Here is a 24,093-nt window from a genome sequence, read left to right on the forward strand (position 1 = left end):
AGCAAGGAATCCGACGGTGCAGGTGCTGCTGCGATGACCGAAGACGACGCCGCCAGGGCGCAGCTGGCCGATCCCGGCCGGCTGGCCGCGCTGGCCGAAACCGGGCTGGGGAACGAGCCCGACGCGGCGCTCGACGCGCTGGCCGAGCGCGCACGCCGGCGCGTCGGCACCCCCGTGGCGCTGGTCTCCCTGGTCACCGACCGGGACCAGGTCTTCCCCGGCCTGGCGGGACTCGGCGAGCCGTGGGCACACACCCGGCGCACCCCGCTCTCCGTGTCGCTGTGCCGCCACGAGGTGGTGACCGGTGCTCCGCTGATCATCGAAGACGCCGCCGCCGATCCGCGGTCGCGGGACAACCCGGTGGTCGCGGACGCCGGCATCGGCGCCTACGCCGGGCTCCCGGTCACCGACGCCGCCGGCCGCGTCCTGGGCAGCCTGTGCGTCATCGATCACGAGCCCCGCCGGTGGCGCGAGGACGAACTGACCGTGCTGGCCGACCTCGCCCACAGCTGCTCCCTCGAGCTGCGGCTGCGCATCGCCACCCGGGACGCCCACCAGGAACGCGCCCGCACCGACACCGCCGAGGCCATGCTGCGGGTGGCGTTCACCCGCTCCCAGCTGCTGCTGACCGCGTCGCAGGCCCTCGCCCGCGCCGACGACATCTCGCAGCTGCGCGAGATCGTCACCGACCTGGTCTCCGGCGACCTGAAACCGGCCTACGTCGGGCTCACCCTCACCGAAAGCGGCGGCGACCTGCGACGCATCGACGACCCGCTGCAAGCGCTCGGCCCCGAATCCGGTGACGCGTTCTCCCACGTCGAGGACGACACCCCGATCGCGCTCACCGCCCGCGAAGGGAACCTGCAGCTCTACCCCGACCCCGAAGCCATCGCCGCCGCGTTCCCCGAGACCGCGCAGCGCCGCTACGCCGAACTGGGCCTGCACGCGATCACCTGCGTCCCGCTGCCGGGACCGGACGGCGTCGCCGGCGTCCTGCTGTTCGGCTGGGACACCCCGCACGACGTCGACGTCCACGAGCAGGCCGTGATCACCACGCTGGCCGGCTACGTCGGGCACACCCTGGAACGCGCCCGGTTCGTGGAAGACCGCGTCACCGTCGCGCGCGAGCTGCAGGAAGCGATGCTGACCCGGCTCCCGGACCTGGCCGGCGTGCGGCTGGCCGCCCGCTACCTGCCGGTCGGGCGGCTCGAGCAGGTCGGCGGCGACTGGTACGACGCCATCGACCTCAACACCGTCGACGGCGCCGACCGCGACGCCGTCGCGCTGGCCGTCGGCGACATCACCGGCCACGACATCCACGCCGCCACGCTGATGGGCCAGGTCCGCAGCATGGGCCGGCAGGCGGCCTGGGAGCGTCCCGCCGGACCACCCTCGGCCATCCTCGCCGCGGTCGAGCAAGCCTGCGCCGCCACCGGGATCGGTGCGACCGGCACCGTGCTGCAGGCCCACCTGCGCCCCGACACCGACGGCCGCCGGCTGCTGCGCTGGGCCAGCGCCGGGCACCTCCCGCCGATCGTGCGCCACCCCGACGGCACCACCACGGTCCTGACCGGCGCGGACCTGATGTTCGGCTACCCCGAGCTACGCGAAGCCCCGCTCACCGACCACGAGGTGCTGCTGCGGCCGGGCGACACCGTCGTGCTCTACACCGACGGCCTGGTCGAACGCCGCGGGAGCGACCTGGACATCGGCATCCGCCGACTGCGCGACACCGTCGCCGCGCTGGACCCCACCGACCCGGCCCGGTTCGTCGACGACACCATCCGCCGCATGCTGGGCAACGGCACCCCGCACGACGACGACGTCGTCGTGCTCGCCGCCCACCTCCCCGCCACCGATCGGCGGTAACCGGCCGCGCGCAGTACCGTCGGGTCCATGTGGTGACACGCCCTTGCCGGGGAGATCGCCATCCCCGCACGTTCGCGGACCGCGCACCGCCGGTCATCGCCTCCCCGGCCTGGAACGAGGTCCGTCCGTGACCGCCCCCGCCTTTCTCGGCACGATCACCCGGCGTGAAAGCGCGGTCGTGCTCGCCTTCACCGGCGAACTCGACCTCGCGACCGCACCCGAAGCCCGCACCGTCGCCACGCAGGCCTATGAGGACGCGGCCGCCGGGGCGGGCAAGCGGCTCGTGATCGACCTGCGCGCGGTCACGTTCCTCGCCTCCGTCGGCCTGGAACTGCTCGCCGACCACCGCAGCCGGGCCGGCGACACCGGCGTCACGATCGCGCTGGTCGCCACCAGCCGCACCGTCACGCGCGTGCTGGAGGTCACCGGCCTGAACGCCCAGTTCACCACCTACGCCGACGTCGAGACCGCAATCGCCGGTTAGCCCGGCGTGGCCGGGCACCCGCGACGCGGGTCCGGGCTATCCCGCATGCCCCGCCGGGGCCCCCGGGTATCCGGGCGGCCGGCCGTCCCGGGCGGCCAGCACGATCGGGCGGACCCGGCGCATCCGCAACCGGGTGTAGCCGATGATCACCACCAGCACCGCGAGCAACGGGACCTGCGACAACAGCAGCGAATCCGTGATCTCCTCCGGCGGGAAGCGGTACACGATGAGCACCCGCAGCACGGCGTCCAGCAGAAAACCCAGGCCCCACACCACTGTCACCGAGCGGATCGCGGTGCGGAAGGGCCGGGACGCCTCCCAGCTGCGGTCGTAGGCGTCGGCCATCCGCGGGTCACCCCCGGTGGCGAACGGCCTTCCGGTGTCCAGGACCAGCGGGTGGCCCACGAACAACGTGCCCAGCGCGTACACCCCGGCGACGCCGACGAAGAACGCCGGCTTCAGCAGCAGCACCCGCGGGTCGCCGCTGACAAACAGCAGGACCACCGACAGCGCCACCTCGACGACCACCAGGATGCCGAACCCGTCGAGCTTGCCCCGGCGCACGGTCGTGGCGATCGCGTTCACCATCGTCGCCAGGCCGCCGATGCCCAGCGCCCAGAACGGGCTGAGCCCGAACACCGTGTGCAGCAGCCAGTAGGCGGCGATCGGCAGCACCACGTCGAGCGCGAACGGCGCCAGCGCGCGGATCCTCTCCTTCACCGGTCTTCCCCCGTCCCGTGGCCGCGCAGTCCCGCGGCCTGGTTGCTGCGGCGCACCACGGCCGTGGCGTACTCCCGCATTTCCTTCTCGTACCAGGCGATCGCCGTCAGGGGATCACCACTCGCCAGGCCCTCGGCCAGCAGCGCCGCGTCCCGCAACGCCGTGTTCGCGCCGACCCCGCCCGACGGCGGCATCACGTGGATCGCGTCGCCGAGCACCGTGATCCGCCCGGCCGGCCACTGCGGGACCGGTGGCGACGTCCGGATCGGCGTGCGGAACGTCGCGGGCACGTCGGCGTGCCGCACGATCCGCACCAGCTCCGGGTGCCAGTCACGGACGACCTCCCGCGCGAACCGGTGCAGCGCACCGGGTTCCCGCTCGTCCGGCGCCGCGCCGACCACCGCCCACATCAGGTAGTCCGCCACCGGGGTCAACTCCGGCGGGAAGACCGGCGTGCGCGCCCGGAACGCGGCGAGGGCCAGCGTCGCCGTGTCGCCGGCCACCGCGGTGAAGCCGTCGAAGAACCGGGCGGGCAGGCCCGGCAACGCGGCGAGCGGCGTCCGGCCGTAGACGCAGCGCAGTCCCGTGTCGATCGGGGGGCTGCCGGGCGCGACCGCCGCGCGGACCGCGGAGTGCACCCCGTCGGCGCCGACCAGGACGTCGCCGCGGACCTCCCGGCCGCCCTCGAACCGGACACGCACACCGGCGGCGTCCTGGTCCGCTCCGGTCACCCGGTGTCCGAAGTGGACGTCCGGCTCGAGTCCGGCGAACAGGATCTGGCGCAGCGTCCGGCGGTTGACGGCACTGTGCTCGCCGCCGGTGCCGACGTCGAACGTCGAGAGCACGGTCAGGTCCGTGCCGAGCGTGCTGATCCGTCCCGCGCCCGGCACGGACGACGTCGCCAGGTAACGCCGGTACAGGTGCCCGGGCAGGCAGCGTCGCAGTGCTTCGCCGCCGTGGCCGTCGATGTGGATCCGGTAGCCCTGGTCGTGTTCCCCGAGGTCCGGGTCGCGCTCGAAGACGCTCACCCGCACCCCGGCCGCACGCAGCCCCTGGGCGAGGCACAGGCCGCCGACGCCGGCCCCCGCGATCAGCACGTGCACGTCACTCGCCCCCGGCCCGCTGCTGCCACGGCCGGCCACCGGGCCGCTGGGCCCGGCGCTTGGCCTCGCCGACCGAGGTCTCCAGCCGGGTGAGCAGCCGGCCGAGCGTCCGGACGTCCTCGGCGTCCCAGTCGGCCAGGAAGCCGTCGAACCGGTCCAGCCCGAGCCGCGTGAGCCTGCGGACCTCGTCCCAGCCGGTCTCGGTGAGCGAGATCAGGCAGGACCGCCGGTCGGCCGGATCGGCCTCGACCGCGATGAGGCCGTCGTCTTCCAGCGAGCGGGTCTGCCGGGTGATCGACGACGGGTACAGATCGAGCTCCGCGGCCAGCTCGGACGGGCGCACCCGCTGCTTGACGGCGGCCTGCTGCAGGATCGCCTGCCGGGTCGGGTCGATGACCTTGTTCTGCGCGCCGCGCATCGCCTGGCCGATCCGGGCCAGCGGGTAGACCACCTGCTCGAGGTCCTCGTAGTCGTGGGGCATGACTCCAAGGTGCACTATTTGCGCCACGCAAACAAGTGGCTTGCGAGAAGTTCGGGGATGTCCCTGATCCCCCTCGACCTACCTCAGGGTCAGGAGAAGGGCGCCGCGCCCGCGAACCGGCACCGGCAACTGGACGGGGAGACATCCATCGCACATCGCCACTTCAGCCGCGGTTCACGGCGAAGGTATCGGCCACCCAGTCGGCGATATAAGTGCTCACATGCGCGAGGTGGTCGAGCCCGATGTGTTCGGTCGCTCCCTCTTCCGGGGTGAACACCCGCAGTTCGCGCCGAGGCGAGCCGACCGCCTGCTCGTAGGAGCGGTGGGCGTACTCGAGCGGGATCTGGCGGTCCTTTTCGCCGTGGGCGATGAGGAACGGGACGGTGATCTTCTCGACGACACCGTCGAGGTGGACGTCGTCGGCGAAGGTGATGAACGTGTCGAGGTCGTCGTGGCCCCACACCCACAGGACGTGCTCCCAGTAGTGCGGCACCGGGCGTTCACCCTCGCGTTCGAGGCGGCGGCGTTGCACCGCGCCCCAGTTGTGGTTGGCGCCCCAGGCGACACACAGCGCGAACCGCTTCTCGAAGGCCGCGGCCCTGGGGGCGAAGTAGCCGCCGAGCGACCAGCCGACGATCCCGATCCGCGCCGGGTCGACGTCGTCGCGCTGTTCGAGCCAGTCCACGGCGGCGCCGGCCCACACCTCGCTGTCGATCCGGGCCGTGATTCCCTGCAGCCGCAACGCTTCGCCGGTGCCGGGCTGGTCGAGCATGAGACACGAGATGCCGCGGGCGGCCAGCTCCTCCCAGTGCGCCGATCCGTACATGTGCTCCTTGGTCGAGTCCAGGCCGTTGACCAGCACCACGACCGGCGCCGGACCGGCGCTCGTGGCCGGTGCCGCGCTGAAGTAGGCGGGCAGGGTCGTTCCCTCGTACGGGATCGCGACCCGGGAGACGCGCGGGTCGCGCAGGTCGAACGCCTTCTGCGCCAAGGCCAGGACACGGCGGTAGGTGGGCAGCCGGTCGGGGTTCGCGTGCGCGAGCATGCGCTCGGCCTGGCAGAGGTAGTTGGTGGCACGGAAGTACAGCTGCCCGGCGGCGCGCTCGTGCCCGGCCTTCTCCGCGGCTTCGGCCTGGGTGACGAGCTGGTCGGTCAAGGCCGTCCAGGCCCGCAGGAAGTCCGGGGTACCGGCGTCGGAGCCGCGCGCGGCGGCTTCGCGGATCGGGCGGCAGGCGCGGTCGATCTCGTCGATCAGCCCGCCGGAGTTCAGCGCGGCGACCACGCCGAGGTTCCAGACGTAGTTTCCGGGGAAGTACTCGAACACGATCAGGTCCTTTCGGGAGGGTCAGCGGAACGCACGGCGTCGCTGATCGACTTGACGCCGCCGTGGGCGGTCAGGCCGCCGTCGACGGGGATTTCCGTACCGGAGACGAACGACGCCTCGTCGCTGAGCAGGAAAGCGACGACCGCCGCGACCTCGCCGGCCGTTCCGGTGCGGCCGAGTGGTGTCTCGGCGACGTTGGCCGCGCGGAACGCGGGTGAGGCGGACGCCGTCATCGGGGTCTCGATGTAGCCGGGGTGAACGGTGTTGACGCGGATGCCGCGCGGGCCGAGTTCCAGGCACGCCGTCTTCGCCAGCCCGCGCAACGACCACTTCGCGGCGGTGTAGGCGACCGGGTAGTGGCCGGTCAGCGCGGCCACCGAACCGACCACGACGATCGAGGCCCCCGTCCCCATCCGGGGCGCCAGAGCCTGGATTCCGAGCAGGCTGCCGACGACGTTCACCTCGGTGACGCGCAGGAAGTCCGTGGGAGACACCTCGCTCAGCCGGGCACGCCAAGTGATGCCGGCGTTGGCGACGAGGCCGTCGACGCGCCCGTATTCGGCCGCGAAGACGTCCCAGCCGCGGGCGTCGGTGACGTCCAGCGGCCGGTAGCCGACCCCGGGCGGCAGGTCCTCGGCGGGCTCCGGTCGCACGTCGACGCCGACGACGGTCGCGCCTTCGGCCGCGAGCAGCCGGGCTTCGGCGGCTCCCTGGCCTTGCGCGGCACCGGTCACCACGATGACCTTGCCGGCGACCCGGCCGCTCATACGGCGCGTTTCCGGGCTCGCGACCGCGGCCGCGCCGGACGCACCGGCGGCAGCACCTGCCCGGGCACGACGGTGTTGCGGATCGTCCCGATGCCTTCGACGGTCATCTCGACGACGTCGCCGGGCTTCAGCGGCGGTGGCTGCTGTTCGCCGCGCCGGCCCCAGAGCTCGGCCAGGCAGCCGCCGTTGCCGCACGTTCCCGACCCCAGGACGTCGCCGGCCCGTAGCCGGGTGCCGCGACCGGCGTAGGCGACCAGTTCTTCGAACGGCCAGCCCATGTTGGACAACAGGTCCTGGCCCACTTCGACGCCGTTGACCGCGACCCGCATGTCCAGCGCGAGGAAGCCGTCCGCATCCCGGTACGGCTCCAGCTCGTCGGCGGTGACCAGCCACGGTCCGAGGGTGGTCGCGGAGTCCTTGCCCTTGGCCGGGCCGAGGTTCACGCGCATCTCGCGGCGTTGCAGGTCGCGGGCCGACCAGTCGTTCATGATCGTGTAGCCGAAGATCGCGTCCGGCCCCAGCACGGCGGCGACCTCCAGCTCGAAGTCGAACGACCGCGAGCCCGGCGGGACCGGCACGTCGTCGTGCGCGCCGACCAGGGCGGCGGGATTGGTGAAGTAGAACGTCGGCGCCTCGTACCACTCCGGCGGCACCGAACCCGGCGAGACCATGCCCTCGACGTGCTCCTCGAAGGCGACGAAGTCGCGGACGCTCGGTGGCTCGAGCGGCGGCAGCAGCCGCACCTCGGCCAGGGGCACGGCCGGCCCGCCGAGGGCGGCCGCCCCGGCTTCGAGCGCGGCGGGCAGGCCGCCGCGGATCAGGTCGAGCACCGTGACCCCGGCCGCGAAGGCGTGGACGTCGGCGCCGGAGACCACGCCCGTGTGCACGGTTCCGCCGTGCTCGTAGGTAGCGAGGCGCATCAGACCGGCGGGGCCACGAACAGGCCCTTGTCGGGGTCGTTGAAGGAGCGGGAGGCGACGAACTCGTTCATCGCGTTCGCCGTCCCCCACTGGTCGGACACCTCGGGCCGGGTGAAGTCGTAGAGCTGCGGGTGCCACGTGTCTTCGTCGATCAGCTCCAGCTCGGTGGTGTATTCGACGGTGTTGCCGTGCGGGTCGAGGAAGTAGCTGAAGGTGTTGTTGCCGGCCAGGTGCCGCCCGGGGCCCCAGATCTTCTCGACGCCGGCGCGCAGCAGCCGTCCGGTGCCGCGCATGTACTCGTCGATCCCCCGCATCTCGAACGACGCGTGGTGCAGCGACGGGTGCGGGCCGCGAGCGATGGCCAGGCTGTGGTGCCAGGCGTTGATGCGCAGGAACCACATCATCCCACCCATCCGCGGGTGCGTCAGGGTGTCGGACAGCTTGAACCCCAGGTGGCGCTCGTAGAACCGCCGCGTGCCTTCGGGGTCGGCCGAGTTGAGCACGGCGTGGGACAGCCGGACCGGGATCGCTTCGCCCGCTTCGATCTTGCGGTGGGCGCGGACCGCGACGTCGGCGCTGATCTCGATCGTGCGGCCTTCGTTGTCGAAGAACCGGAACCCGTAACCACCACCGGGAGTCTGCAGTGCGCGGGGTTCGTGGACCAGGGTGACGCCGGCGGTCGCCAGGCGGGCGGCCAGGGTGTCGACGTCGGCCGCGGTGGCCACGCCGAAGGCGATCAGGTCGATGCGTTTATCCGCCGCCTGGCGCAGCCGCACGATGTAGTGCTCGGGTGAGCCTTCCGCGGCGAGGAAGGCGATCCCGGTGTCGGTGTGCTCGGTGGTCAGCCCCCACGCGCCGGTGTAGAAGTCCTGCTGGCGGGCGAGGTCGGGCACGGCGAGGTCGACGTGCCGCAGGTGGGTGATCAGGCCCTCGGTCATGGGATTCCTCCGGAAGGGGTTCAGGCGGGCTGGGCGACGAGGGCGGCGACGGCGCCCATCAGGCCGGGGACGTCGCCCGGTTCGCGGTCGAGGAGCCACTGGCCGAGCTGGTTCGACGCTTCGACCACGGCCGTCGCCCGGGCGACGCGCCGTTCGGTGAAGGCGCTCCACACCGTGTCGTCGAGGGTCTCGGCGTCGAGCAGGAGTCCACTGAGGACAGCCGCGTCCTCGAGCGCTTGGGCGCCGCCTTGGGCCAGGGTCGGCGGGCAGGCGTGGACGGCGTCGCCGATCAGCACGACGCGGCCGCGGTGCCACGGCGCGGGCAGCACGTGGGTCTCGAACCAGGTGTAGTTGACGCGGGAGGGATCGTCGAGCGTGGCGAGGATGTCGTCCCACGGTCCGTGGTAGGCCGAGGCGAGTGCGCGCATGGTCGTGAGCCGCTGGTGCGGGGTCAGGGAACTGCGGTCCTGCGCGTCTTCGACGACGTAGGCGTAGAGCGAGTCCTCCCCGGTCGGGCAGTAACCCGCGATGTAGCAGGGCCCGCCGTAGAAGAGGTCGGTGCGCGTCACCGACGCCGGCCGCGGACCGAAGGCGCGCCAGATACCCATCCCGGTCGCGCGGGTCGTCAGCTCGATGCCGAGCAGCAGCCGGATCGCCGAGCGGATCCCGTCGGCGCCGACGACCAGGTCGTAACGGCCGGTCGAGCCGTCCGTGAAGGTGACGTCGACGTGGCTTTCTCCTTGCCGCAGCTCGGTGACGGTGTCGCCGAACCGGATCTTCGCGCCGGTCGCGGCCGCGCGGTCGTGCAGGATCCGGGCGAGGTCGGGACGCGGCATGCCCAGGGTGGCGGGCAGATCCGGGCCGCCGGTGCGGGCGTCCGGGATTTCGGCCAGCAGGGTGCCGGCGGGATCGGGCGCGCGTAGCCCCAGGCTGTCGAACCCGTACCCCTTCGCCCGGACCTCCTCCCAGACGCCGAGGGCGCGCAGCTCGCGCAAGGCGTTGCCCTGCAACGTGATCCCGGAGCCGAGGGCGGCGACGCCGGGCTCGGCCTCGACGAGGTCGACGGCGACCCCCGCTTTCGCGAGGTGGATCGCGGTGGCCGTGCCGGCGAGACCGCTGCCGACGACGAGGACGGTGGTGACGGCGGGCATGGCGGTCCTCACTTGACGGCGATCGGGGCGACCGGGGCGCCGACGGCGCCGGTCACGGGCAGCGGGTCGGCGGTCAGCCAGAACTCGTACGTCCCGTCGGCGGCGCAGTCGGCCGCGAGGGCGTCGAGGTCCCACATCTCGCCGAGGAACAGCCCGATGTGGGGAATGGCGACCTGGTGCAGGGGCTGAAAAGCGTCGTCGAACTCGTTGGGCCGGACTTCGAAGCCCCAGGTGTCGGTGGCGATGGCGGCGATTTCGCTGCCGTGCAGCCAGTCCGCCGTGGTGAACGACAGGCCCGGGGCCGGGCCGCCCGCGTAGTCGCCCCAGCCTTCGCGCCGGGCGCGGGTGAACCGGCCGGTCCGCACCAGCAGCAGGTCACCGCGGCCGACGTGGGCGGTCGCGCCGTGGGCGGCGATGGTGGCCTCGAGGTGCTCGGTGGTGATCGCGAACCCGTCGGGCAGCTCGCCGTCGGCGCCAAGCACCCGGCCGACGTCGAGGAGCACACCGCGGCCGGCGATCCGGCCGGCCGCGGTCTCGATTCCGGTGACCTGGTCGCCTTCGCTGGTCACGACGTCTCCGGCGCGCCGGCCGTTCCAGGCGAGGCCGTGGTCGAAGATGTGGCCGAGGCCGTCCCACTGCGTGGAGGCCTGCAAGGGCATGAAGACGACGTCGTCGGCGCCGCCCAGCCCGTGCGGGAAGCCCTGCCCGCGCTCGGCGTCGAGACCGGTGTCGAGCATCGTGTGGATCGGGTTGGTGCGCCGTCGCCAGCCCTTCTGCGGGCCGTTCGCGTCGAAGCGCTGCGCCAGGGAGAAGCTCACCCCGCGCCGGACGAGCGCGGCGCCTTCCCGGCGTTGGGCGTCGTCCAGGAAGTTCAGCGTGCCGAGGACGTCGTCAGTGCCCCAGCGGCCCCAGTTGGAGCAGCGCTGGGCGGCAGCTGCGATCGCGCCTTCGGGATCGGTTCGGTCCACTCCCCCACTGTCGGGCCGGAGGGGGATATCAGGGAAGAACAGATCGGTGATGCGGAGTATCGACAGCGTTGATACCGTGGCCCGCTGTGAACCTGGCTCGACTGGACCTGAACCTGCTGGTGGCCCTCGACGCGCTGCTGCAGGAGCGCAGCGTGACACGCGCGGCGGCGCGGATGGGCCTCGGCCAGCCCGCGGTGTCGGCCCAGCTGGCCCGGCTGCGCCGGCACTTCCACGACGACCTGCTCACCCGGTCGGGGAACCAGTACCGGCTCACCCCGCTGGCCGTGCAGCTCAAGGAACGCGTGCGCGTGGCCCTGTCCGGGGCCGAGCGGGTGTTCGCCGCCGAGCCCGACTTCGACCCGGCCTCCTCGGCGCGCGAGTTCTCGATGCTCATGAGCGACTACGGGGTGGCCATGCTCGGCCCCGGCATCGCGGCCCGCCTCGCCGAAGAGGCACCCGGCACCCGGCTGCGGTTCCCCGCCAACACACCGAGGATGGTCGACGCGGCCGCCCAGGAACTGGTCCACACCGACCTCCTGGTGATCCCGCACGGGTTCGTCGACGACCTGCCGCACCAGGACCTCTACCGCGACGAATGGGTCTGCCTGGTCGCCGCGGGCAACACCGCCGTCGGGAACGCCCTGACCGTCCGGCAGCTGGAGACCATGCCGTGGGTCGTGACCTACCACGGGCCGACGGCGTCGACCCCGGCCGCGCGGCAGATGCGCATGCTCGGGATCGAACCGCACATCCAGGTGGTCACCGAGACGTTCCTGACCGTGCCCGGGCTCGTCGCGGGCTCCGGGCGCGTGGCGCTGGTGCAACGCCGGCTCGCCGACGGGATCCCGGCCGAGCTCGGCGTGCGGGCCCTGCCGTGTCCCTTCGACGCGACCCCGCTCGTGGAAGCGATGTGGTGGCACCCGATGTACGACGACGACCCCGAGCACCGGTACCTGCGCGACGTCGTCCGGCGGGCCGTCGCGGCGATGATCGGCATCACCCCGGCTGATACCGGCCTTCGGAAGAAGTGATTTCCGCTCCGGCGCCGCGTTCCCGACACTTCTGCGCAAGCGATGCCGTTCAGCGGAGACCGGCCGCCCGCAGGCCGGAGGCGCCATGTCCGATCAACTCGCGAGTTCCCACCCGGCCACCGCCTCGGCGAGTGGCCGCCGGCCGGGAACGGCCCAGCTGCTGATCCTGTTGTCCGCCAGCTGTTTGTCGGTGCTCGGCGCCGTGCTCATCGCGCCGGTGCTGCCCCGGTTGCAGGACGCTTTCGCCGGGGTGCCCGGCGCCGCGGTCCTCGCGCCGGTGGTGCTCACGGTTCCCGCGCTGCTGATCGGGCTCACCGCGCCGTTCGCGGGCCTGATCGTCGACAAGGTCGACCGCAAACGGCTGCTGCTGATCGCCTTGGTGTGTTACGCGATCACCGGCACCGCGCCGCTGTACCTGCCGACCCTGCCGGCGATCCTGGTCAGCCGCGTCCTGGTCGGCGTGTGCGAGGCGGCGATCATGACCTGTGCCACGACGCTGATCGGGGACTACTGGTCCGGGGCGCGCCGCAGCCGCTACCTGAGCCTGCAGACGCTCGTCGCGTCGTTGTCCGCGACGGTGTTCCTGGCCCTCGGTGGCGCGTTGGGCGCGCACAGCTGGCGGACGCCGTTCTGGGTGTACGCCGTCGCGCTCGTTCTGGTCCCGCTGACCGCCAAGCTCATCTGGCAGCCGGGCGGGAAGGCCACCACCGGCCGGCGTCTGGCGCCGCTGCCGTGGCGTGCCCTGCTGACGCCGTGCCTGGTCACTTTCGTCGGCGGCATCGTGTTCTACACCCTGATCGTGGAACTGTCCTTTGTGCTCACCGAAGCCGGACTCGGCTCGACGGCGGCGATCGGCGGCATCAGCGCCCTGATGTCCGTGGCCACCGCCGCCGGGTGCGTCGTCTTCGCCCGGCTGTCCCACCGGACACCGCGAGCGCTGCTGCCGGTGGAGTTCGGGCTGTCGGCGATCGGCTTCGCGCTCGTGTTCGCGACCGGTTCGGTCCCGGTGATCGCCGCCGGCGCCGCCGTCGCCGGGTTCGGCACCGGCATGCTCCTGCCCACGCTGCTGACCTGGGCGGTGAACGGACTGGACTTCGAGCAGCGCGGCCGGGGCACCGGCGTGTGGACCGCGGCGCTGTTCATCGGCGAGTTCCTGTGCCCGCTGCTGATCGCCGCGATCGGCGCGGGCGCCGGCGGCCTGCGCCCGGCCATCGGCGTGCTCGGTCTCGCCGCCGCGGCCATGGCCGTGCTCTGCGTGTTCACCATCCGGCGGCACAACCCCCGGCTCGACGTCACCACCGACTGACCGGAAGAGCACCGGCGCCGGCGCTGTCGAACGACGGTCCGGTGTCTCCCGTCGTAGGCTCGGTTGGCGGCAGACGGTCGTCGAGGAACGTCCCCGTCGAGCTGGGCGCGGTGGTCGAGCCGATGTCGGCGGCCACCACGCGGCGCGGATCAGCGAGACGTCGTCGAGCCGTCGGAGACCCGCCGCAAGTCCATCGAGGCGCTGGGCGCGCGGAGGCTCGACCCGGTCACCGAGGACGTCCCGCCCTGAAGCTGCTGGTCGACCGACCGCGTGACGACGCACGGCAGAGGGGTGCGGCCGCCGGCCGCACCCCTCACCGAGGACGCTGTTACTTCGGGTCGAGCACGAACACGGGAATCTGCCGGTCGGTCTTCGTCTGGTACTCGGCGTACGACGGGTAGGCCGCGACCGAGCGTTCCCACCACTCGGCCCGCTCGGCCCCCTCGACCTCGCGCGCCACGTAGGTCTTCGTCACGGTCCCGTCCTGCAGCGGGAACTCCGGGTGCGCCTTGATGTTGTGGTACCAGACCGGGTGCTCCGGAGCGCCGCCCTTGGACGCCACCACCGCGTAGCTGCCGGCGTGCTCCACCCGCATCACCGGGGTGTAGCGCAGCTTGCCGGACTTCGCGCCGCGCAGCGTCAGCAGCACGACCGGCGACCCGAGCACCTCGATCCCCTCGGTGGTCCCGGTCTCCAGGATCGTCTTGGTCTGGTCCTGCACCCACTCGGTGGGACTGAATTCTGTGGTTTCGTCGGACATGCCCATGATCAACACTCCGGGTCCGGATCTCATTCCCGCCCGGTGTCACTTCAGGCGGCGGATCGAGTGCCCTCCACGTAGGCCGAGAGCCCCGCGGTGCCGAACTCGCGGCCGATGCCGCTCTGCTTGATGCCGCCGAACGGCATCCGCAGGTCCAGCGAGTCACCCCGGTCGTCCGGCAGGCGCCGGCACTTCGCGCTGCCGCGGGTGCGGCACGAGCCGGGAAACTACTGCGGGCGCGGTAACACCCACTCGTTCGACCCTCACCACCGCACGGCTCTGGGCCACGGCGGCCGGCGCGATCATCGGCGGCCGGGGGCTCGTTCGCAGCATTCGCCGTTCCACCGACGACGGGCGGAAGGGAGCCGTGGTGGCGTTGGCGACGGGGCTGATCGCCGTCGTCGGCGGGGTGGTCGACCTGGCTGTCGCCGACGGTGGTCCCGGCACCGGCAACGGAGTCGTCGGTGGCGCCGCGGCCGTGGTCGCCGGTCTCATGGCCGGCGTCCTCGGCGGTCTGACGCCGGCCCGCTCCGGCGGCTCGCGGGCCTCCTCACGCTGATCGGCTGCGGGAACGCGCCTTCAGCACCACGGCCCGGCCGATCAGCCCGACGGCGAACATCACCACGCCGGCCAGGACCGACTGCCAGGGCAGCGCCGCCACCAGCACCAGGCACCCCACGACACCGAGCAGGTTGAGCCACCGGGGCCAGCGGCGCTGCTCGCGGGGCTGGGTGAACGCCGCGGCGTTCGCGATGGCGTAGTAGATCAGCACACCGAACGAAGAAAAGCCGATCACGCCACGCAAGTCGACGGTGAGCACCAGGACGCCGACGACGGCCGCGAGCGCGATCTCGGCGTGGTGCGGGACCTGGTAACGAGCATGGACGGAAGCCAGCCAGCCGGGCAGATCGCGGTGGCGGGCCATGGCCAGACTGGTGCGGCCGATACCCGCGATCAGGGCCAGCAGCGCACCGAGCGCGGCCAATGCCGCACCGACTCGCACCACCGGGCTCAGGCCGCCGACTCCGGCGGCCTGGACCGCGGCGGTCAGCGGTGCGGTGGTCGCGGCGAGCCGCTGCGGACCGGCGGCCAGCAACACCGTCACGGCCACCACCGCGTAGACCGCCACGGTGATGAACAAGGCGATCGGGATGGCGCGGGGGATCGTGCGTCGCGGGTCGCGGACCTCTTCACCCATCGTGGCGATCCGCGCGTAGCCGGCGAAGGCGAAGAACAACAACCCGGCCGCCTGGAGGATGCCGTAGACACCGCCCGAGCCCACGCTCGCCCAGCCGCCCAGGTTCGCCGCGCCGGTACGGCCGCCGACGACGATCCCGAGCACGACCGCGGCCAGCGCGGTCAGGCTGGTGGCCACGAGAATCCGGGTCAGCAGCGCCGTCTTGGTCACCCCGCGGTAGTTCAGCGCGGCCAACCCGGACACGCCGGCCACCGCGACCGCCCGCTGCGCCCACCACGGCCCGGGAACGGCGTAGGTGGCGAAGGTGAGCGCCATCGCCGCGCACGAGGCCGTCTTGCCGGCCACGAACCCCCACCCGGCGGTGAACCCCCACCAGTCCCCGAGCCGTTCCCGCCCGTAGACGTAGGTTCCGCCCGAGGTCGGGTACGCCGCCGCCAGCTGCGCGGACGCGGTGGCGTTGCAGTAGGCGATCACCGCGGCGATCGCCAAGCCGATCAGCAGGCCGGCACCGGCCGCGCGGGCGGCGGGACCGAACGCCGCGAACACCCCGGCGCCGATCATCGAGCCCAGCCCGATGACGACCGCGTCACCGGTACCCAGCCGCCGCGCCAGCACACCTGGGCTGTCGGATCGCGGTGCGGACACCGCCCACCTCCCGGTATTCCATCAAACTATTTTGATGTATCCTCGCGGCATGGCGTCATCAGGTCAAGCCGCCCCGTCGTTCGTGCGCGCGGCCGCCCACCCGCTGCGGTGGCGGTTGCTGACCGAGCTCGCCGGGAGCGACTACCGGGTCCGCGAACTGACCGCGCGGACCGAGCAGCCGCAGAACCTGGTCTCCTACCACCTGCGCCTGCTGCGCGACGATGGACTGGTCACCGCACGGCGCAGCACTTTCGACGCCCGCGACAGCTACTACCACCTGGACCTGGACCGCTGCGCCCACGCGCTGACGACCGCGGGCGCGACCCTGCACCCCGCGCTGCACCTGGGTCCGCCGGCGGCGCCTTCCCAGTGGCCGGACGGGGTTCGGGTGCTGTTCGCGTGCACCGGGAACAGCGCCCGCTCCCCGATCGCCGAAGCCCTGCTGCGCCACCACAGCGAAGGCCGGATCGAGGTGACCAGTGCCGGCAGCAACCCCAAGCCGCACCTCCACCCCCACGCCGTCCGGGTGCTGCGCGAAGAGTTCGGCATCGACGTCGCAGACCTGCGTCCCCGGCACCTGGACACGCTGGCCGGTCGCCGGTTCGACCACGTGATCACCTTGTGCGACAAGGTTCGCGAGGTCTGCCCCGACTTCGGCGATGATTCCCGGCCGGCCCACTGGAGCATCCCCGACCCCGCCGCCGGCCGGGGCACCTATCCGGACTTCGCCCGCATCGCCGCCGAGATCGACACCCGGGTCCGCCACCTGCTGCCCGTGCTCGCCGCCACCACACCTCCGAAGGCCTGACCCATGACCGCACCCGAGCAGCTCGCGAGCGTCCGCTACGTCGTCGACGACGTCCAGGCCGCCGTCGACTTCTACACCACCCACCTCGGCTTCAGCCTGCGGATGAGCGCCGCCCCGGCCTTCGCCGACGTCGTCCGCGGCCCGCTGCGCCTGCTGCTGTCCGGCCCGGCCAGCTCCGGCGCCCGCGCCACACCCGCCGACGCGGCCACCGCCGGCCGCAACCGCATCCACCTCGTCGTCGACGACCTCGACGACGAGATCGGCCGGCTCCGCGCCGCGGGACTGTCCTTCCGCGGCGAGCTGGTCACGGGTCCGGGCGGACGGCAGATCCTGCTCACCGATCCCGCCGGCAACCTCGTCGAGCTGTTCCAGCCCGCTCGCTGACCGCCTCGCCTCGCGCCGCGTCGGCGATACGGACGTGATCGATCGGCCGTGCCCTGCTGGCCGGCGCCGCCGCGCGCGTGCACCCACCGGGTGAAAGCCGGCCGCGTGGGACAGGTCGGAAACTTGAGCGATGAACGCAAGCCCGGACAAGACAGCCTATATGTTCACGCTAACATTCAACAAACATGAGAAATGTTCGCGATAACGCCCCTGCTGTGGCACAGTGTGCCCGGCCCGGCACTCCCCGGCCGCCCAGGAATCAGCAGAAGGGTCCGTCATGCGCAGAACCCTCGCCGTCTTCACCGCGGTCGTGATCGGCTCTTCGGTGCTTGCCGGAACCGCCGGAACCGCGGAAGCCGCGGGCGCCGACTCCGGCACGCTCTCCGTTCTGTCCTACAACGTCGCCGGTTTGCCCGAAGGGCTCTCGAGCGCGCCTACGCCACGCGCGTCGAGCACCACCGCCATCGGCGGGCGCCTCGGGCCCTACGACCTCGTCCACGTTCAGGAAGACTTCAACTACCACGCCAATCTCTACGCCGCCGACAACCATCCCCACCGGACACCCACCAGTGGTGGCGCGGGGATCGGCAGCGGCCTGAACACCCTGTCGTCCCCGCCCTACGACACCGACGACTTCGAACGCGTCCACTGGAACTCCTGCCAGCTCGACTCCGGCGACTGCCTGACGCCCAAGGGATTCACCTTCATGCGGCTGCGGCTGGCCGAAGGCGTCTACGTCGACGTTTACAACGTGCACACCAACGCCGGCACCTCCCCCGGTGACCTGGCCTCCCGCGCGGACAACCTCAGCCAGCTCTCGTCCTTCATCTCCACCCATTCGGCCGGCAACGCCGTGCTGGTCATGGGCGACACCAACACCCGCTACACCCGGGCGGCGGACACGATCCGCGACTTCGCCTCCCGCAACGGACTGACCGACGCGTGGGTTCAGCTCCAGCGGGGTGGCCTACCCCCGGCCGCCGGGAGCGACGCCCTGGTGTGTGACGAAAGCGCGGTCACCAACGACTGCGAAGTCGTCGACAAGGTGCTCTACCGCGGCAACCGGCTCTTGGATCTCAACGCGACGTCCTACAACAACGAACACGCGAAGTTCCTCGACCCGGCCGGCGCCATGCTTTCCGACCACGACCCGATCACCGTCCGGTTCAGCTGGACCCGCAACCCCGCCTACCAGCTCTCCGACCAGTTCGGCGGCCCGCACGGCGACTACTTCACCGACCTCGACCGGGTTGCCCCGGGAACGCGCGCGACCACGCTGGGGCTCCGCGCCGGTTCCCGGGTCGACCAGGTGGGACTCACCCTCGCCGACGGCACGGTCCTGAGCCGCGGAGGCGGCGGCGGGACCATGAGGACACTGGCGCTGGCCGCAGGCGAATACGCCGTTTCCGCGTACCTGTGCCGGGGGACCTACGACGGGCACACCCGGATCTTCTACGCCCGCTTCACCACCAGCGCCGGCAACACCCTCGCCGGTGGCACGACGACGTCGGACTGCGCCACCTACACCGCACCGGCCGGCCGGCAGATCGCCGGCTTCCACGGCCGCGCCGGCAGTGAGGTCGACAAGCTGGGCTTGATCTTCACCGCACGCTGACGATCTCGGCGCGCGGAGCCGAGGTCACGACCAATCCCCCGTGACGTCGGCGAACGGCACCCGCGATCACCCGGCAGGTCCGGTTGGGCGATTGACCCGAGACCGCAGAGCCGCCTAACTTGCAGCCGACCTCGTCCAGCTTCAACCGCGGCAACGCGTTCCGGAGTCGTCAACCCCCGAGATGCACTGAGGTGCGACAAGTGCCAAGACTCTCGACCACGCAGAACTCCACCCTGGGGGTGATCGCCCCGAGATCCCAGCTCTACGGACCGCTCTCCGCACTCTCCGCCGTGGAAGAAGCGGCACGCACCAACGGCTTCGGCACGATCATCGCCACCGTCGTGCCCAGCACGCGCAACTCCTTCGCCGATGCTGTCCTGCGCTTGAGCTCCGCACGCCTCGACGGAATCGTGATCATCGACCCACGCCCGCCCACCGGCAAGCCGTCGATCGCCGTCCCCGCGTCCATACCCGTCGTCCTGGTCGGCGGCAGCGCCGACGCGGCGGAATCCCGCGTCTTCTTCGACCAGCACGAAGGCGCCCGGATGGCCACCGAGCACCTCCTGCGTCTCGGGCACCACACCGTCTGGCACGTCAGCGGTCCGGAACACTGCCTGGAATCGCACGCTCGCGAGCGAGGGTGGCGGGACACCCTCGAAGAGCACGGGGCGCACCAGCCACCCCCGCTCCGCGGCGACTGGAGCTCCCGCTCCGGCTACGCCGCGGGCTCGCTGCTCGTGCACGAGCCCGACGTCGACGCGGTCTTCGTGGCCAACGACCAGATGGCGTTCGGCGTGCTCCACGCGTTCACCGAAGCCGGCATCGCGGTACCGCGGGACGTCCGCGTCGTGGGCTTCGACGACGTGCCCGAGGCCGCCTACACCACGCCGTCGCTGAGTACCGTCCGCCAGGACTTCGCGGAACTGGGCAGGCGAGCAGTTCACGCACTGGTGTCGAGGATCGGCGGCGGTTCCGCCGAACAACTCCGCCTGGTGCCGCGGTTCCTCGTCCGCGAAAGCACCTTGCCACCCTGACCACCGCCCTCCGAACCAGCCGGGACAGGGCGCCCCTGTCGGCCGCGATCGTTCCGGGCGAGTCGGCCGCGCCCGTGATTCCCCTGGGCTACTGGCAGATCGCCGCCGGCATCGGCCGGACCGGCGCTCCCCCGCAGGCGAACTGGTTCCGCTCATCCACGACTTCCGCGCGGAACCAGAACATCCGCACGCATTCGTCGAGTAGCGGTCCGGCCGCACCCGGAGAGGTTCCGCCGGACGAAAGCTGAAGCCCTGGGGCCCCGCACCAGCCGTCAGCCGGTTGTCCCCTTCACCGGGTGACGGCCGTGCAAGGTGTCCGAGGGCAGGACACCGAACTTGCGGCGGTAGGCGGTCGAGAACCGGCCGGCGTGCAGGAAGCCCCAGCGAGTGGCGACCGCGGCGATCGTCGTGCCGCCGGGGTCGGCCACCCCGAGTTCGTCGTGTACCCGGGTCAGGCGGACATCCCGCAGGTAGGCCATCGGCGGCAGCGCGAACCAGCGCTGGAACCCTTCCTGCAGTGCCCGGACGCTGACCGAGACTTCCCGGGCCAAGGTGCTCGAAGTCCACGGCAGCCCCGGGTCGTCTTCGATCAGCTCCACGGCCCGGCGCAGTGCCCTGGGCGGCGCCGGGGCCGCCGGCGCGTGCAGGTGGTCGCTGTAGTTGTTCGGCTGGGCCAGCAGCAGACCGGCGATCGCCAGGCTCTGCAGGTGCGCGGCCGCCGCGGGGTGGTGCGTGATCCCGCCCGGCCGGCCCGCCTCCCGCTCCAGCAGAGCCAGCACCTCGAGCCACGACCGCGCCGCCGGGGTGTCCAGGTCCATCGCGGTGGTGAAGCGCAGCCGCTCGCCCAGTGGCCGCCCGATCTGGCGCTCCAGCTCCAGTTCCAGCTCGTGGCGGTCGATCATGAGGCAGAGCTGGGCGCACGCGGCTCCCCACCGCATGTCGGCCGGGTAGCCCGGCACGAACACGGCGGCCCGTCCGGGTCCGGTGAACACCGGTTCCGACGAGCCGCAGCGCTGCTCGGAACGTCCGGCGACCGGGATGTTGACGTGGTAGTTGCCGGCGTCGACCGTGCCGAGCCGGACCGGGCTCCCGTAGCGCAGGTAGCCTGCGGTCACCGCGCCCACCCGGACCGCGTTGAGCCGCATGTCCAAGTCGATCTCACGGTCCAGCACCTCGAGCCGATGAGGCAGGTACGTCCGGGTCACCGCTTCGTGCGCCTCGTCGACGTCCATCGCGCGAGCGACCGGATTCCCGGGCAGCAGCTCCGTCTGAGGCAAGCCCGTCACCAGCCGAACAGTAATCGTCCCGTCACGCTCACGCCAACGCGGTCACCGGACAGAGTGCCGCGCGAATCGGCTGTGCCGGAGCGGTGCCGGGCACTTCACTGGAGCGGCTGGGGAGCTACCGCGGGGAGAGACGTGCAGGTGATGGACCAGGGCCCGTCGATGACGCAGTCCGTGCGGGTCGAGCCGTTGGACCACGTGCGGCCGGGAGCCTGTCTGCTGCGGCTACGCGGTCCGTTCCACGCGCGGAGCGGGATCGAGCTGATGGCCGTCATCGACGGGCAGCGAGCGCACGCCCTCGACCTGCTGATCCTCGACCTGACCGAACCGGTCGCCTTCGGTCCGGTGGCCCTGCAGATCGTCGTGCAGATCGCGACGGAACTCCGCCGCGTCGATGTCGGGTTGCGGCTGGTCGGCTCGGAACAGGCCGTCGGCTCGCCCTTGACCGTGGCCGGCGTGCGGTCCCTGTTCACCCTGCACGGCACGGTCGGCGAAGCCCTCGGAGCCCGGTGACCGCTCGGTCGGCTCCGCCACTTCCGGCTTCCTCGGCGCGCTGGCGGCAGCGTGGCCTGGGTAAGGTGTCGAGGTCGGGCATCCGCTCTCGTGCGGAGCAGGCCCGGCCGGCACTTGAAACCACAGGTGCGCCCGCACCAGGTGGCGGCATCGTGGCCGCCGAGTCCCGAGAAAGCAGATCGATGTCCCGACCCCGCGACCGGGCGCTCGGCGACGACCAGCCGCCGGCCGCCTCGATCGAAGCGGACCTGCGGTCGTTGTTCGGCCAGTCGCCCGCGGTCTTCGCGTCGCTGGCCGGCCCGGACCACGTGCTGGAAGCCGCGAACCCCGCGTTCTTCGACGCGGTCGCCCGGGCCGACGTCACTTCACTGGGCGTGCCGCTCGGCCGGGCGCTGCCGGAGCTCGCCGGACAGGGCTTCCTCTCGCTGCTGGACCGGGTGTACCGGACCGGCGAGCCGGCCACCGGACGGGATGCCCGGGTGCTGCTGGGGCCCGGGCCGGACGCCCGGGAAGCCTTCTTCGACTTCACCTACGAACCCCGCCGCGACGCGTCCGGAGCCGTGACGGGCGTGCGCGTCATCGGAGTCGAGACCACGCAGGCCAAGCACGCCCAGCGGCTCACCGCCGAGCACCGCGCCCTCCTCGAGCAGATCGCCCGCCAAGCGCCTCTGGAGCGGATCCTGGACGGGATGGCCAGGGCGATCGAAGAGCTCGCGCCCGACGTGCTGGTTTCGGTGCTGCTCGCCGATCCCGACGGGCGTCACCTGCGCCACGGCGCGGCGCCCAGCCTGCCGAAGTTCTACAACAACGCCATCGACGGCATCGCCACCGGCGAAGGCGTCGGCTCGTGCGGTACCGCCGCGCACCGCCGCCGGCCGGTCATCGTCACCGACATCGCGAACGACCCGTTCTGGGCCGATTTCCGCGAACTCGCCGGCCGCGCCGGGCTGGCGGCGTGCTGGTCGACGCCGATCCTGGGCCGGGACGAACGGCTGCTGGGCACGTTCGCGATGTACCACCGCGCGCCGCGCTCACCCCAGGACGCCGACTTCGCCCTGACCCGGCTCTTCGCCGACACCGCCGCACTCGCGATCGAACGCCACCACGTCGAACTCGCCCGGCAAGCCGCCGAAGCCAAGGAGAAAGCGGCCCGGCAGGACCTCGCGTTCCTGCTGTCGGCGAGCACCGCGCTCTCGGCGGACCTCGACCACGTGCAGGCCCTGCAGCGGCTGGCGGAGCTGTGCGTACCCGGGCTCGCGCCGCTCTGCACCGTCGACATCGTCGAGGACGGCCGGGTGCGCCGGGCCGGCAGCGCCGGCGCGAACGCCCGCGCCACCGGTCTCCTGGACGGCCACCGGCCGGCCCCGCGCACCGACAGCGCACTGGGCCGGGTGCTCGCCTCCGGGATGACCGAAGTGGCCCGGCAGCCGCCCCTGACCCCCGGTCCGTGGCGCGAACTGGGTGTCACGGGCTATCTCTGCGTCCCGCTCACCGAACGCGGCCAGACCTTCGGCGTCCTCACGCTGCTGAGCACCGGCGAAGGCGGGTTCGACGGTCACACCGTTTCCCTCGCCGAAGAGGTCGCCTTGCGGGCCGCGTCCGCCGCCCGCAACGCGCGCCAGTACAGCCAGCGCGTCACCCTGGCCCGCGACCTGCAGGCGGGCCTGCTGTTGCCCGACCTGCCGGCGGTCCCCGGTGCCGAGCTCGCGACCTTTTACCACCCCGCCGGCGAGGGCCTGGACATCGGCGGCGACTTCTACGACGTGTTCCCCCTCGACGACCGGACGTGGGCGTTCATGCTCGGCGACGTCTGCGGCCGGGGCCCCAAGGCCGCGACGACCACGGCGCTGGTCCGGCACACCGCCCGCGCTGTCGCGCCGCTGCTGGGAGATCCGGTCGCGATCCTGCAAGCCGTCGACCGCGCCCTCAGCAACCGCCCGGACGCCCACGGCACCGACTTCGTGACGATGGTCTACGGCCACCTGACCCCCGGCGACGACGGCCTCGCCATCGACCTGCTCCGCGCCGGCCACAACTTGCCGCTGGTGCTCGACTCCGCCCACCGCACGCACGAACTCGACATCCCGGGCAAGCTCCTCGGCCTGGGCGGCAACCCCCGTCTCGAGAAGCGCCACCTCGTCTTGAAGCCGGACGAAAGCCTCGTGCTGCTCACCGACGGATTCGTCGAGACCCGCAACCCCCAAGGCGAACAGTTCGGCGACGACCGGCTGCTGGACGCGGTCACCTCCGCCCCCGCCCGGCCGGGTGCCCACGACGTCCTGGACGCCGTCACCGCGGCAGTTCGTGCCTTCGCCCAAGCAGAAACCGGGACCGACGACCAGGCGGCGCTCGTCATCACGGCCAGACCGGTCTTCACCGCCGGCGACCGGGGATCCCGGAGCCCGGCCGGCCCCGGCCGCCGATCTGTCAGGCCCTGAGCGAATCCCCTTCCACGGGCAGCCCGGCCATGCCGCGGATCAAGGTCTGCGCGTCCGCACAGGCGTCCGCGGCGCCGATCCGGTACTCGGCGGCGCGATGCGGCTCAACGGAGTTCTCCAGATCACGGGCGCGGTGTCCGGCCTTGGCCAAGGGCGCCGGCAGCTGCGCCGGCTCCAGCACGTTGGGATCGGTGCTCACCGCGAACTCCATTCTTCGTCTGTACGTCGATGTTCGTCCATCGCGGAGGAGTTTCCACAGTGGACAGACCGGGTGGCCCCCGATCGCGAGGCACTCGACGGGCAGGCGTGATCGGCGCCGTGCGGAGCCGCCCGGATCGAAATCCAAGGCCGGA

The 24,093-nt window shown here is 72.2% G+C and carries 24 protein-coding genes and 1 pseudogene; 11 read left to right on the forward strand and 14 right to left on the reverse strand.

The features are described from left to right. Positions 1-33 precede the first annotated feature (33 nt). Together OHS18_RS11445 and OHS18_RS11450 are read left to right on the forward strand one after the other, a co-directional pair. Entirely contained in the window at positions 34-1,869 is a 1,836-nt protein-coding gene (locus OHS18_RS11445; protein WP_328453209.1) for a GAF domain-containing SpoIIE family protein phosphatase, read from the forward strand. A gap of 127 nt (positions 1,870-1,996) precedes the next feature. Further along, complete coding sequence (locus tag OHS18_RS11450; RefSeq protein WP_328616963.1) at positions 1,997-2,353, forward strand: STAS domain-containing protein; 357 nt, start codon at positions 1,997-1,999, stop codon at positions 2,351-2,353. Between the two features lie 36 nt (positions 2,354-2,389). On the opposite strand, the gene OHS18_RS11455 is transcribed toward OHS18_RS11450, so the two are convergent. From OHS18_RS11455 to OHS18_RS11495, 9 genes are all read right to left on the reverse strand, one after another. After that, positions 2,390-3,073, reverse strand: a complete 684-nt coding sequence (locus OHS18_RS11455) for a VC0807 family protein (RefSeq protein WP_328616964.1) — start codon at positions 3,071-3,073, stop codon at positions 2,390-2,392. Beyond that, on the reverse strand, positions 3,070-4,176 hold the full coding sequence (locus OHS18_RS11460) for an FAD-dependent oxidoreductase (RefSeq protein WP_328616965.1): 1,107 nt from the start codon (positions 4,174-4,176) through the stop codon (positions 3,070-3,072). Before OHS18_RS11460 ends, OHS18_RS11455 begins: the two co-directional genes overlap by 4 nt. 1 nt (position 4,177) lies before the next feature. Then, positions 4,178-4,657 (reverse strand): MarR family winged helix-turn-helix transcriptional regulator, encoded by a 480-nt coding sequence (locus OHS18_RS11465; RefSeq protein ID WP_328616966.1) that lies wholly within the window; start codon positions 4,655-4,657, stop codon positions 4,178-4,180. A 163-nt stretch (positions 4,658-4,820) separates the two neighbouring features. Next, on the reverse strand, positions 4,821-5,981 hold the full coding sequence (locus OHS18_RS11470) for an alpha/beta hydrolase family protein (protein ID WP_328616967.1): 1,161 nt from the start codon (positions 5,979-5,981) through the stop codon (positions 4,821-4,823). 2 nt (positions 5,982-5,983) lie between these two features. Continuing rightward, positions 5,984-6,748 (reverse strand): SDR family NAD(P)-dependent oxidoreductase, encoded by a 765-nt coding sequence (locus tag OHS18_RS11475; RefSeq protein WP_328616968.1) that lies wholly within the window; start codon positions 6,746-6,748, stop codon positions 5,984-5,986. Further along, a complete protein-coding gene (locus OHS18_RS11480) occupies positions 6,745-7,668 on the reverse strand; it encodes a fumarylacetoacetate hydrolase family protein (RefSeq protein WP_328453198.1) in 924 nt (307 codons plus the stop codon). Before OHS18_RS11480 ends, OHS18_RS11475 begins: the two co-directional genes overlap by 4 nt. Continuing rightward, on the reverse strand, positions 7,668-8,606 hold the full coding sequence (locus tag OHS18_RS11485) for a VOC family protein (RefSeq protein WP_328453196.1): 939 nt from the start codon (positions 8,604-8,606) through the stop codon (positions 7,668-7,670). Before OHS18_RS11485 ends, OHS18_RS11480 begins: the two co-directional genes overlap by 1 nt. A gap of 20 nt (positions 8,607-8,626) precedes the next feature. After that, on the reverse strand, positions 8,627-9,757 hold the full coding sequence (locus OHS18_RS11490) for an FAD-dependent oxidoreductase (protein WP_328616969.1): 1,131 nt from the start codon (positions 9,755-9,757) through the stop codon (positions 8,627-8,629). An 8-nt stretch (positions 9,758-9,765) separates the two neighbouring features. Beyond that, complete coding sequence (locus OHS18_RS11495) at positions 9,766-10,725, reverse strand: cyclase family protein (protein WP_328453192.1); 960 nt, start codon at positions 10,723-10,725, stop codon at positions 9,766-9,768. A gap of 86 nt (positions 10,726-10,811) precedes the next feature. Between OHS18_RS11495 and OHS18_RS11500 the strand changes: the two genes are divergently transcribed. After that, a complete protein-coding gene (locus OHS18_RS11500) occupies positions 10,812-11,756 on the forward strand; it encodes a LysR family transcriptional regulator (protein WP_328453190.1) in 945 nt (314 codons plus the stop codon). Between the two features lie 85 nt (positions 11,757-11,841). After that, positions 11,842-13,062 carry an MFS transporter gene (locus tag OHS18_RS11505; protein ID WP_328616970.1) on the forward strand — a complete coding sequence of 407 codons (1,221 nt, stop codon included), beginning with the start codon at positions 11,842-11,844 and terminating at the stop codon, positions 13,060-13,062. Positions 13,063-13,390: 328 nt separating this feature from the next. On the opposite strand, the gene OHS18_RS11510 is transcribed toward OHS18_RS11505, so the two are convergent. After that, entirely contained in the window at positions 13,391-13,822 is a 432-nt protein-coding gene (locus tag OHS18_RS11510; protein ID WP_328616971.1) for a nitroreductase family deazaflavin-dependent oxidoreductase, read from the reverse strand. 50 nt (positions 13,823-13,872) lie between these two features. Continuing rightward, a complete protein-coding gene (locus OHS18_RS11515) occupies positions 13,873-13,968 on the reverse strand; it encodes an aldehyde dehydrogenase family protein (protein WP_328453184.1) in 96 nt (31 codons plus the stop codon). Between the two features lie 137 nt (positions 13,969-14,105). Here OHS18_RS11515 and OHS18_RS11520 point away from each other — a divergent pair. Continuing rightward, positions 14,106-14,381: pseudogene (locus OHS18_RS11520) on the forward strand (DUF6223 family protein); the annotation flags it as partial. Here the strand turns inward: OHS18_RS11520 and OHS18_RS11525 are convergent. Then, positions 14,373-15,665, reverse strand: coding sequence for an APC family permease (locus tag OHS18_RS11525; protein ID WP_328453182.1), 1,293 nt, complete (start codon positions 15,663-15,665; stop codon positions 14,373-14,375). The pseudogene OHS18_RS11520 and the gene OHS18_RS11525 sit on opposite strands and share 9 nt — an antisense overlap. Before the next feature lie 49 nt (positions 15,666-15,714). Here OHS18_RS11525 and OHS18_RS11530 point away from each other — a divergent pair, with 49 nt between their 5' ends. The 4 genes from OHS18_RS11530 to OHS18_RS11545 all read left to right on the forward strand — a co-directional run bounded on the left by OHS18_RS11530 (position 15,715) and on the right by OHS18_RS11545 (position 19,506). Further along, positions 15,715-16,473 carry an arsenate reductase/protein-tyrosine-phosphatase family protein gene (locus tag OHS18_RS11530; RefSeq protein ID WP_328616972.1) on the forward strand — a complete coding sequence of 253 codons (759 nt, stop codon included), beginning with the start codon at positions 15,715-15,717 and terminating at the stop codon, positions 16,471-16,473. Positions 16,474-16,476: 3 nt separating this feature from the next. Then, complete coding sequence (locus OHS18_RS11535) at positions 16,477-16,857, forward strand: VOC family protein (protein ID WP_328616973.1); 381 nt, start codon at positions 16,477-16,479, stop codon at positions 16,855-16,857. 277 nt (positions 16,858-17,134) lie between these two features. After that, positions 17,135-18,472, forward strand: coding sequence for a jacalin-like lectin (locus tag OHS18_RS11540; protein ID WP_328616974.1), 1,338 nt, complete (start codon positions 17,135-17,137; stop codon positions 18,470-18,472). 200 nt (positions 18,473-18,672) lie between these two features. Next, a complete protein-coding gene (locus tag OHS18_RS11545) occupies positions 18,673-19,506 on the forward strand; it encodes a substrate-binding domain-containing protein (RefSeq protein ID WP_328453175.1) in 834 nt (277 codons plus the stop codon). A 272-nt stretch (positions 19,507-19,778) separates the two neighbouring features. Here OHS18_RS11545 and OHS18_RS11550 read toward each other — a convergent pair whose 3' ends face one another. After that, positions 19,779-20,792: an AraC family transcriptional regulator gene (locus OHS18_RS11550; protein ID WP_328453174.1), complete on the reverse strand. Its 1,014-nt coding sequence runs from the start codon at positions 20,790-20,792 to the stop codon at positions 19,779-19,781. 141 nt (positions 20,793-20,933) lie between these two features. Between OHS18_RS11550 and OHS18_RS11555 the strand changes: the two genes are divergently transcribed. Continuing rightward, the gene (locus tag OHS18_RS11555) at positions 20,934-21,302 is read left to right on the forward strand and encodes an STAS domain-containing protein (RefSeq protein ID WP_328618511.1); all 369 of its coding nucleotides are present in this window, start codon (positions 20,934-20,936) and stop codon (positions 21,300-21,302) included. 182 nt (positions 21,303-21,484) lie between these two features. Next, positions 21,485-23,740, forward strand: coding sequence for a SpoIIE family protein phosphatase (locus OHS18_RS11560; RefSeq protein WP_328616975.1), 2,256 nt, complete (start codon positions 21,485-21,487; stop codon positions 23,738-23,740). Here OHS18_RS11560 and OHS18_RS11565 read toward each other — a convergent pair. Continuing rightward, on the reverse strand, positions 23,730-23,951 hold the full coding sequence (locus tag OHS18_RS11565; RefSeq protein ID WP_328616976.1) for a hypothetical protein: 222 nt from the start codon (positions 23,949-23,951) through the stop codon (positions 23,730-23,732). The two genes, OHS18_RS11560 and OHS18_RS11565, sit on opposite strands and share 11 nt — an antisense overlap. Positions 23,952-24,093: the final 142 nt, after the last annotated feature.

Source organism: Amycolatopsis sp. NBC_00355, from assembly GCF_036104975.1.
Lineage (GTDB): Bacteria > Actinomycetota > Actinomycetes > Mycobacteriales > Pseudonocardiaceae > Amycolatopsis.

Coding starts and splice junctions, on each gene's coding strand:
- OHS18_RS11465 (WP_328616966.1), bottom strand. CDS start 4,657: ATGCCCCACGACTACGAGGACCTCGAGCAGGTGGTCTACCCGCTGGCC.
- OHS18_RS11480 (WP_328453198.1), bottom strand. CDS start 7,668: ATGCGCCTCGCTACCTACGAGCACGGCGGAACCGTGCACACGGGCGTG.
- OHS18_RS11490 (WP_328616969.1), bottom strand. CDS start 9,757: ATGCCCGCCGTCACCACCGTCCTCGTCGTCGGCAGCGGTCTCGCCGGC.
- OHS18_RS11505 (WP_328616970.1), top strand. CDS start 11,842: ATGTCCGATCAACTCGCGAGTTCCCACCCGGCCACCGCCTCGGCGAGT.
- OHS18_RS11565 (WP_328616976.1), bottom strand. CDS start 23,951: ATGGAGTTCGCGGTGAGCACCGATCCCAACGTGCTGGAGCCGGCGCAG.
- OHS18_RS11560 (WP_328616975.1), top strand. CDS start 21,485: ATGTCCCGACCCCGCGACCGGGCGCTCGGCGACGACCAGCCGCCGGCC.
- OHS18_RS11475 (WP_328616968.1), bottom strand. CDS start 6,748: ATGAGCGGCCGGGTCGCCGGCAAGGTCATCGTGGTGACCGGTGCCGCG.
- OHS18_RS11530 (WP_328616972.1), top strand. CDS start 15,715: ATGGCGTCATCAGGTCAAGCCGCCCCGTCGTTCGTGCGCGCGGCCGCC.
- OHS18_RS11510 (WP_328616971.1), bottom strand. CDS start 13,822: ATGTCCGACGAAACCACAGAATTCAGTCCCACCGAGTGGGTGCAGGAC.
- OHS18_RS11485 (WP_328453196.1), bottom strand. CDS start 8,606: ATGACCGAGGGCCTGATCACCCACCTGCGGCACGTCGACCTCGCCGTG.
- OHS18_RS11445 (WP_328453209.1), top strand. CDS start 34: ATGACCGAAGACGACGCCGCCAGGGCGCAGCTGGCCGATCCCGGCCGG.
- OHS18_RS11555 (WP_328618511.1), top strand. CDS start 20,934: ATGGACCAGGGCCCGTCGATGACGCAGTCCGTGCGGGTCGAGCCGTTG.
- OHS18_RS11535 (WP_328616973.1), top strand. CDS start 16,477: ATGACCGCACCCGAGCAGCTCGCGAGCGTCCGCTACGTCGTCGACGAC.
- OHS18_RS11540 (WP_328616974.1), top strand. CDS start 17,135: ATGCGCAGAACCCTCGCCGTCTTCACCGCGGTCGTGATCGGCTCTTCG.
- OHS18_RS11515 (WP_328453184.1), bottom strand. CDS start 13,968: ATGCCGTTCGGCGGCATCAAGCAGAGCGGCATCGGCCGCGAGTTCGGC.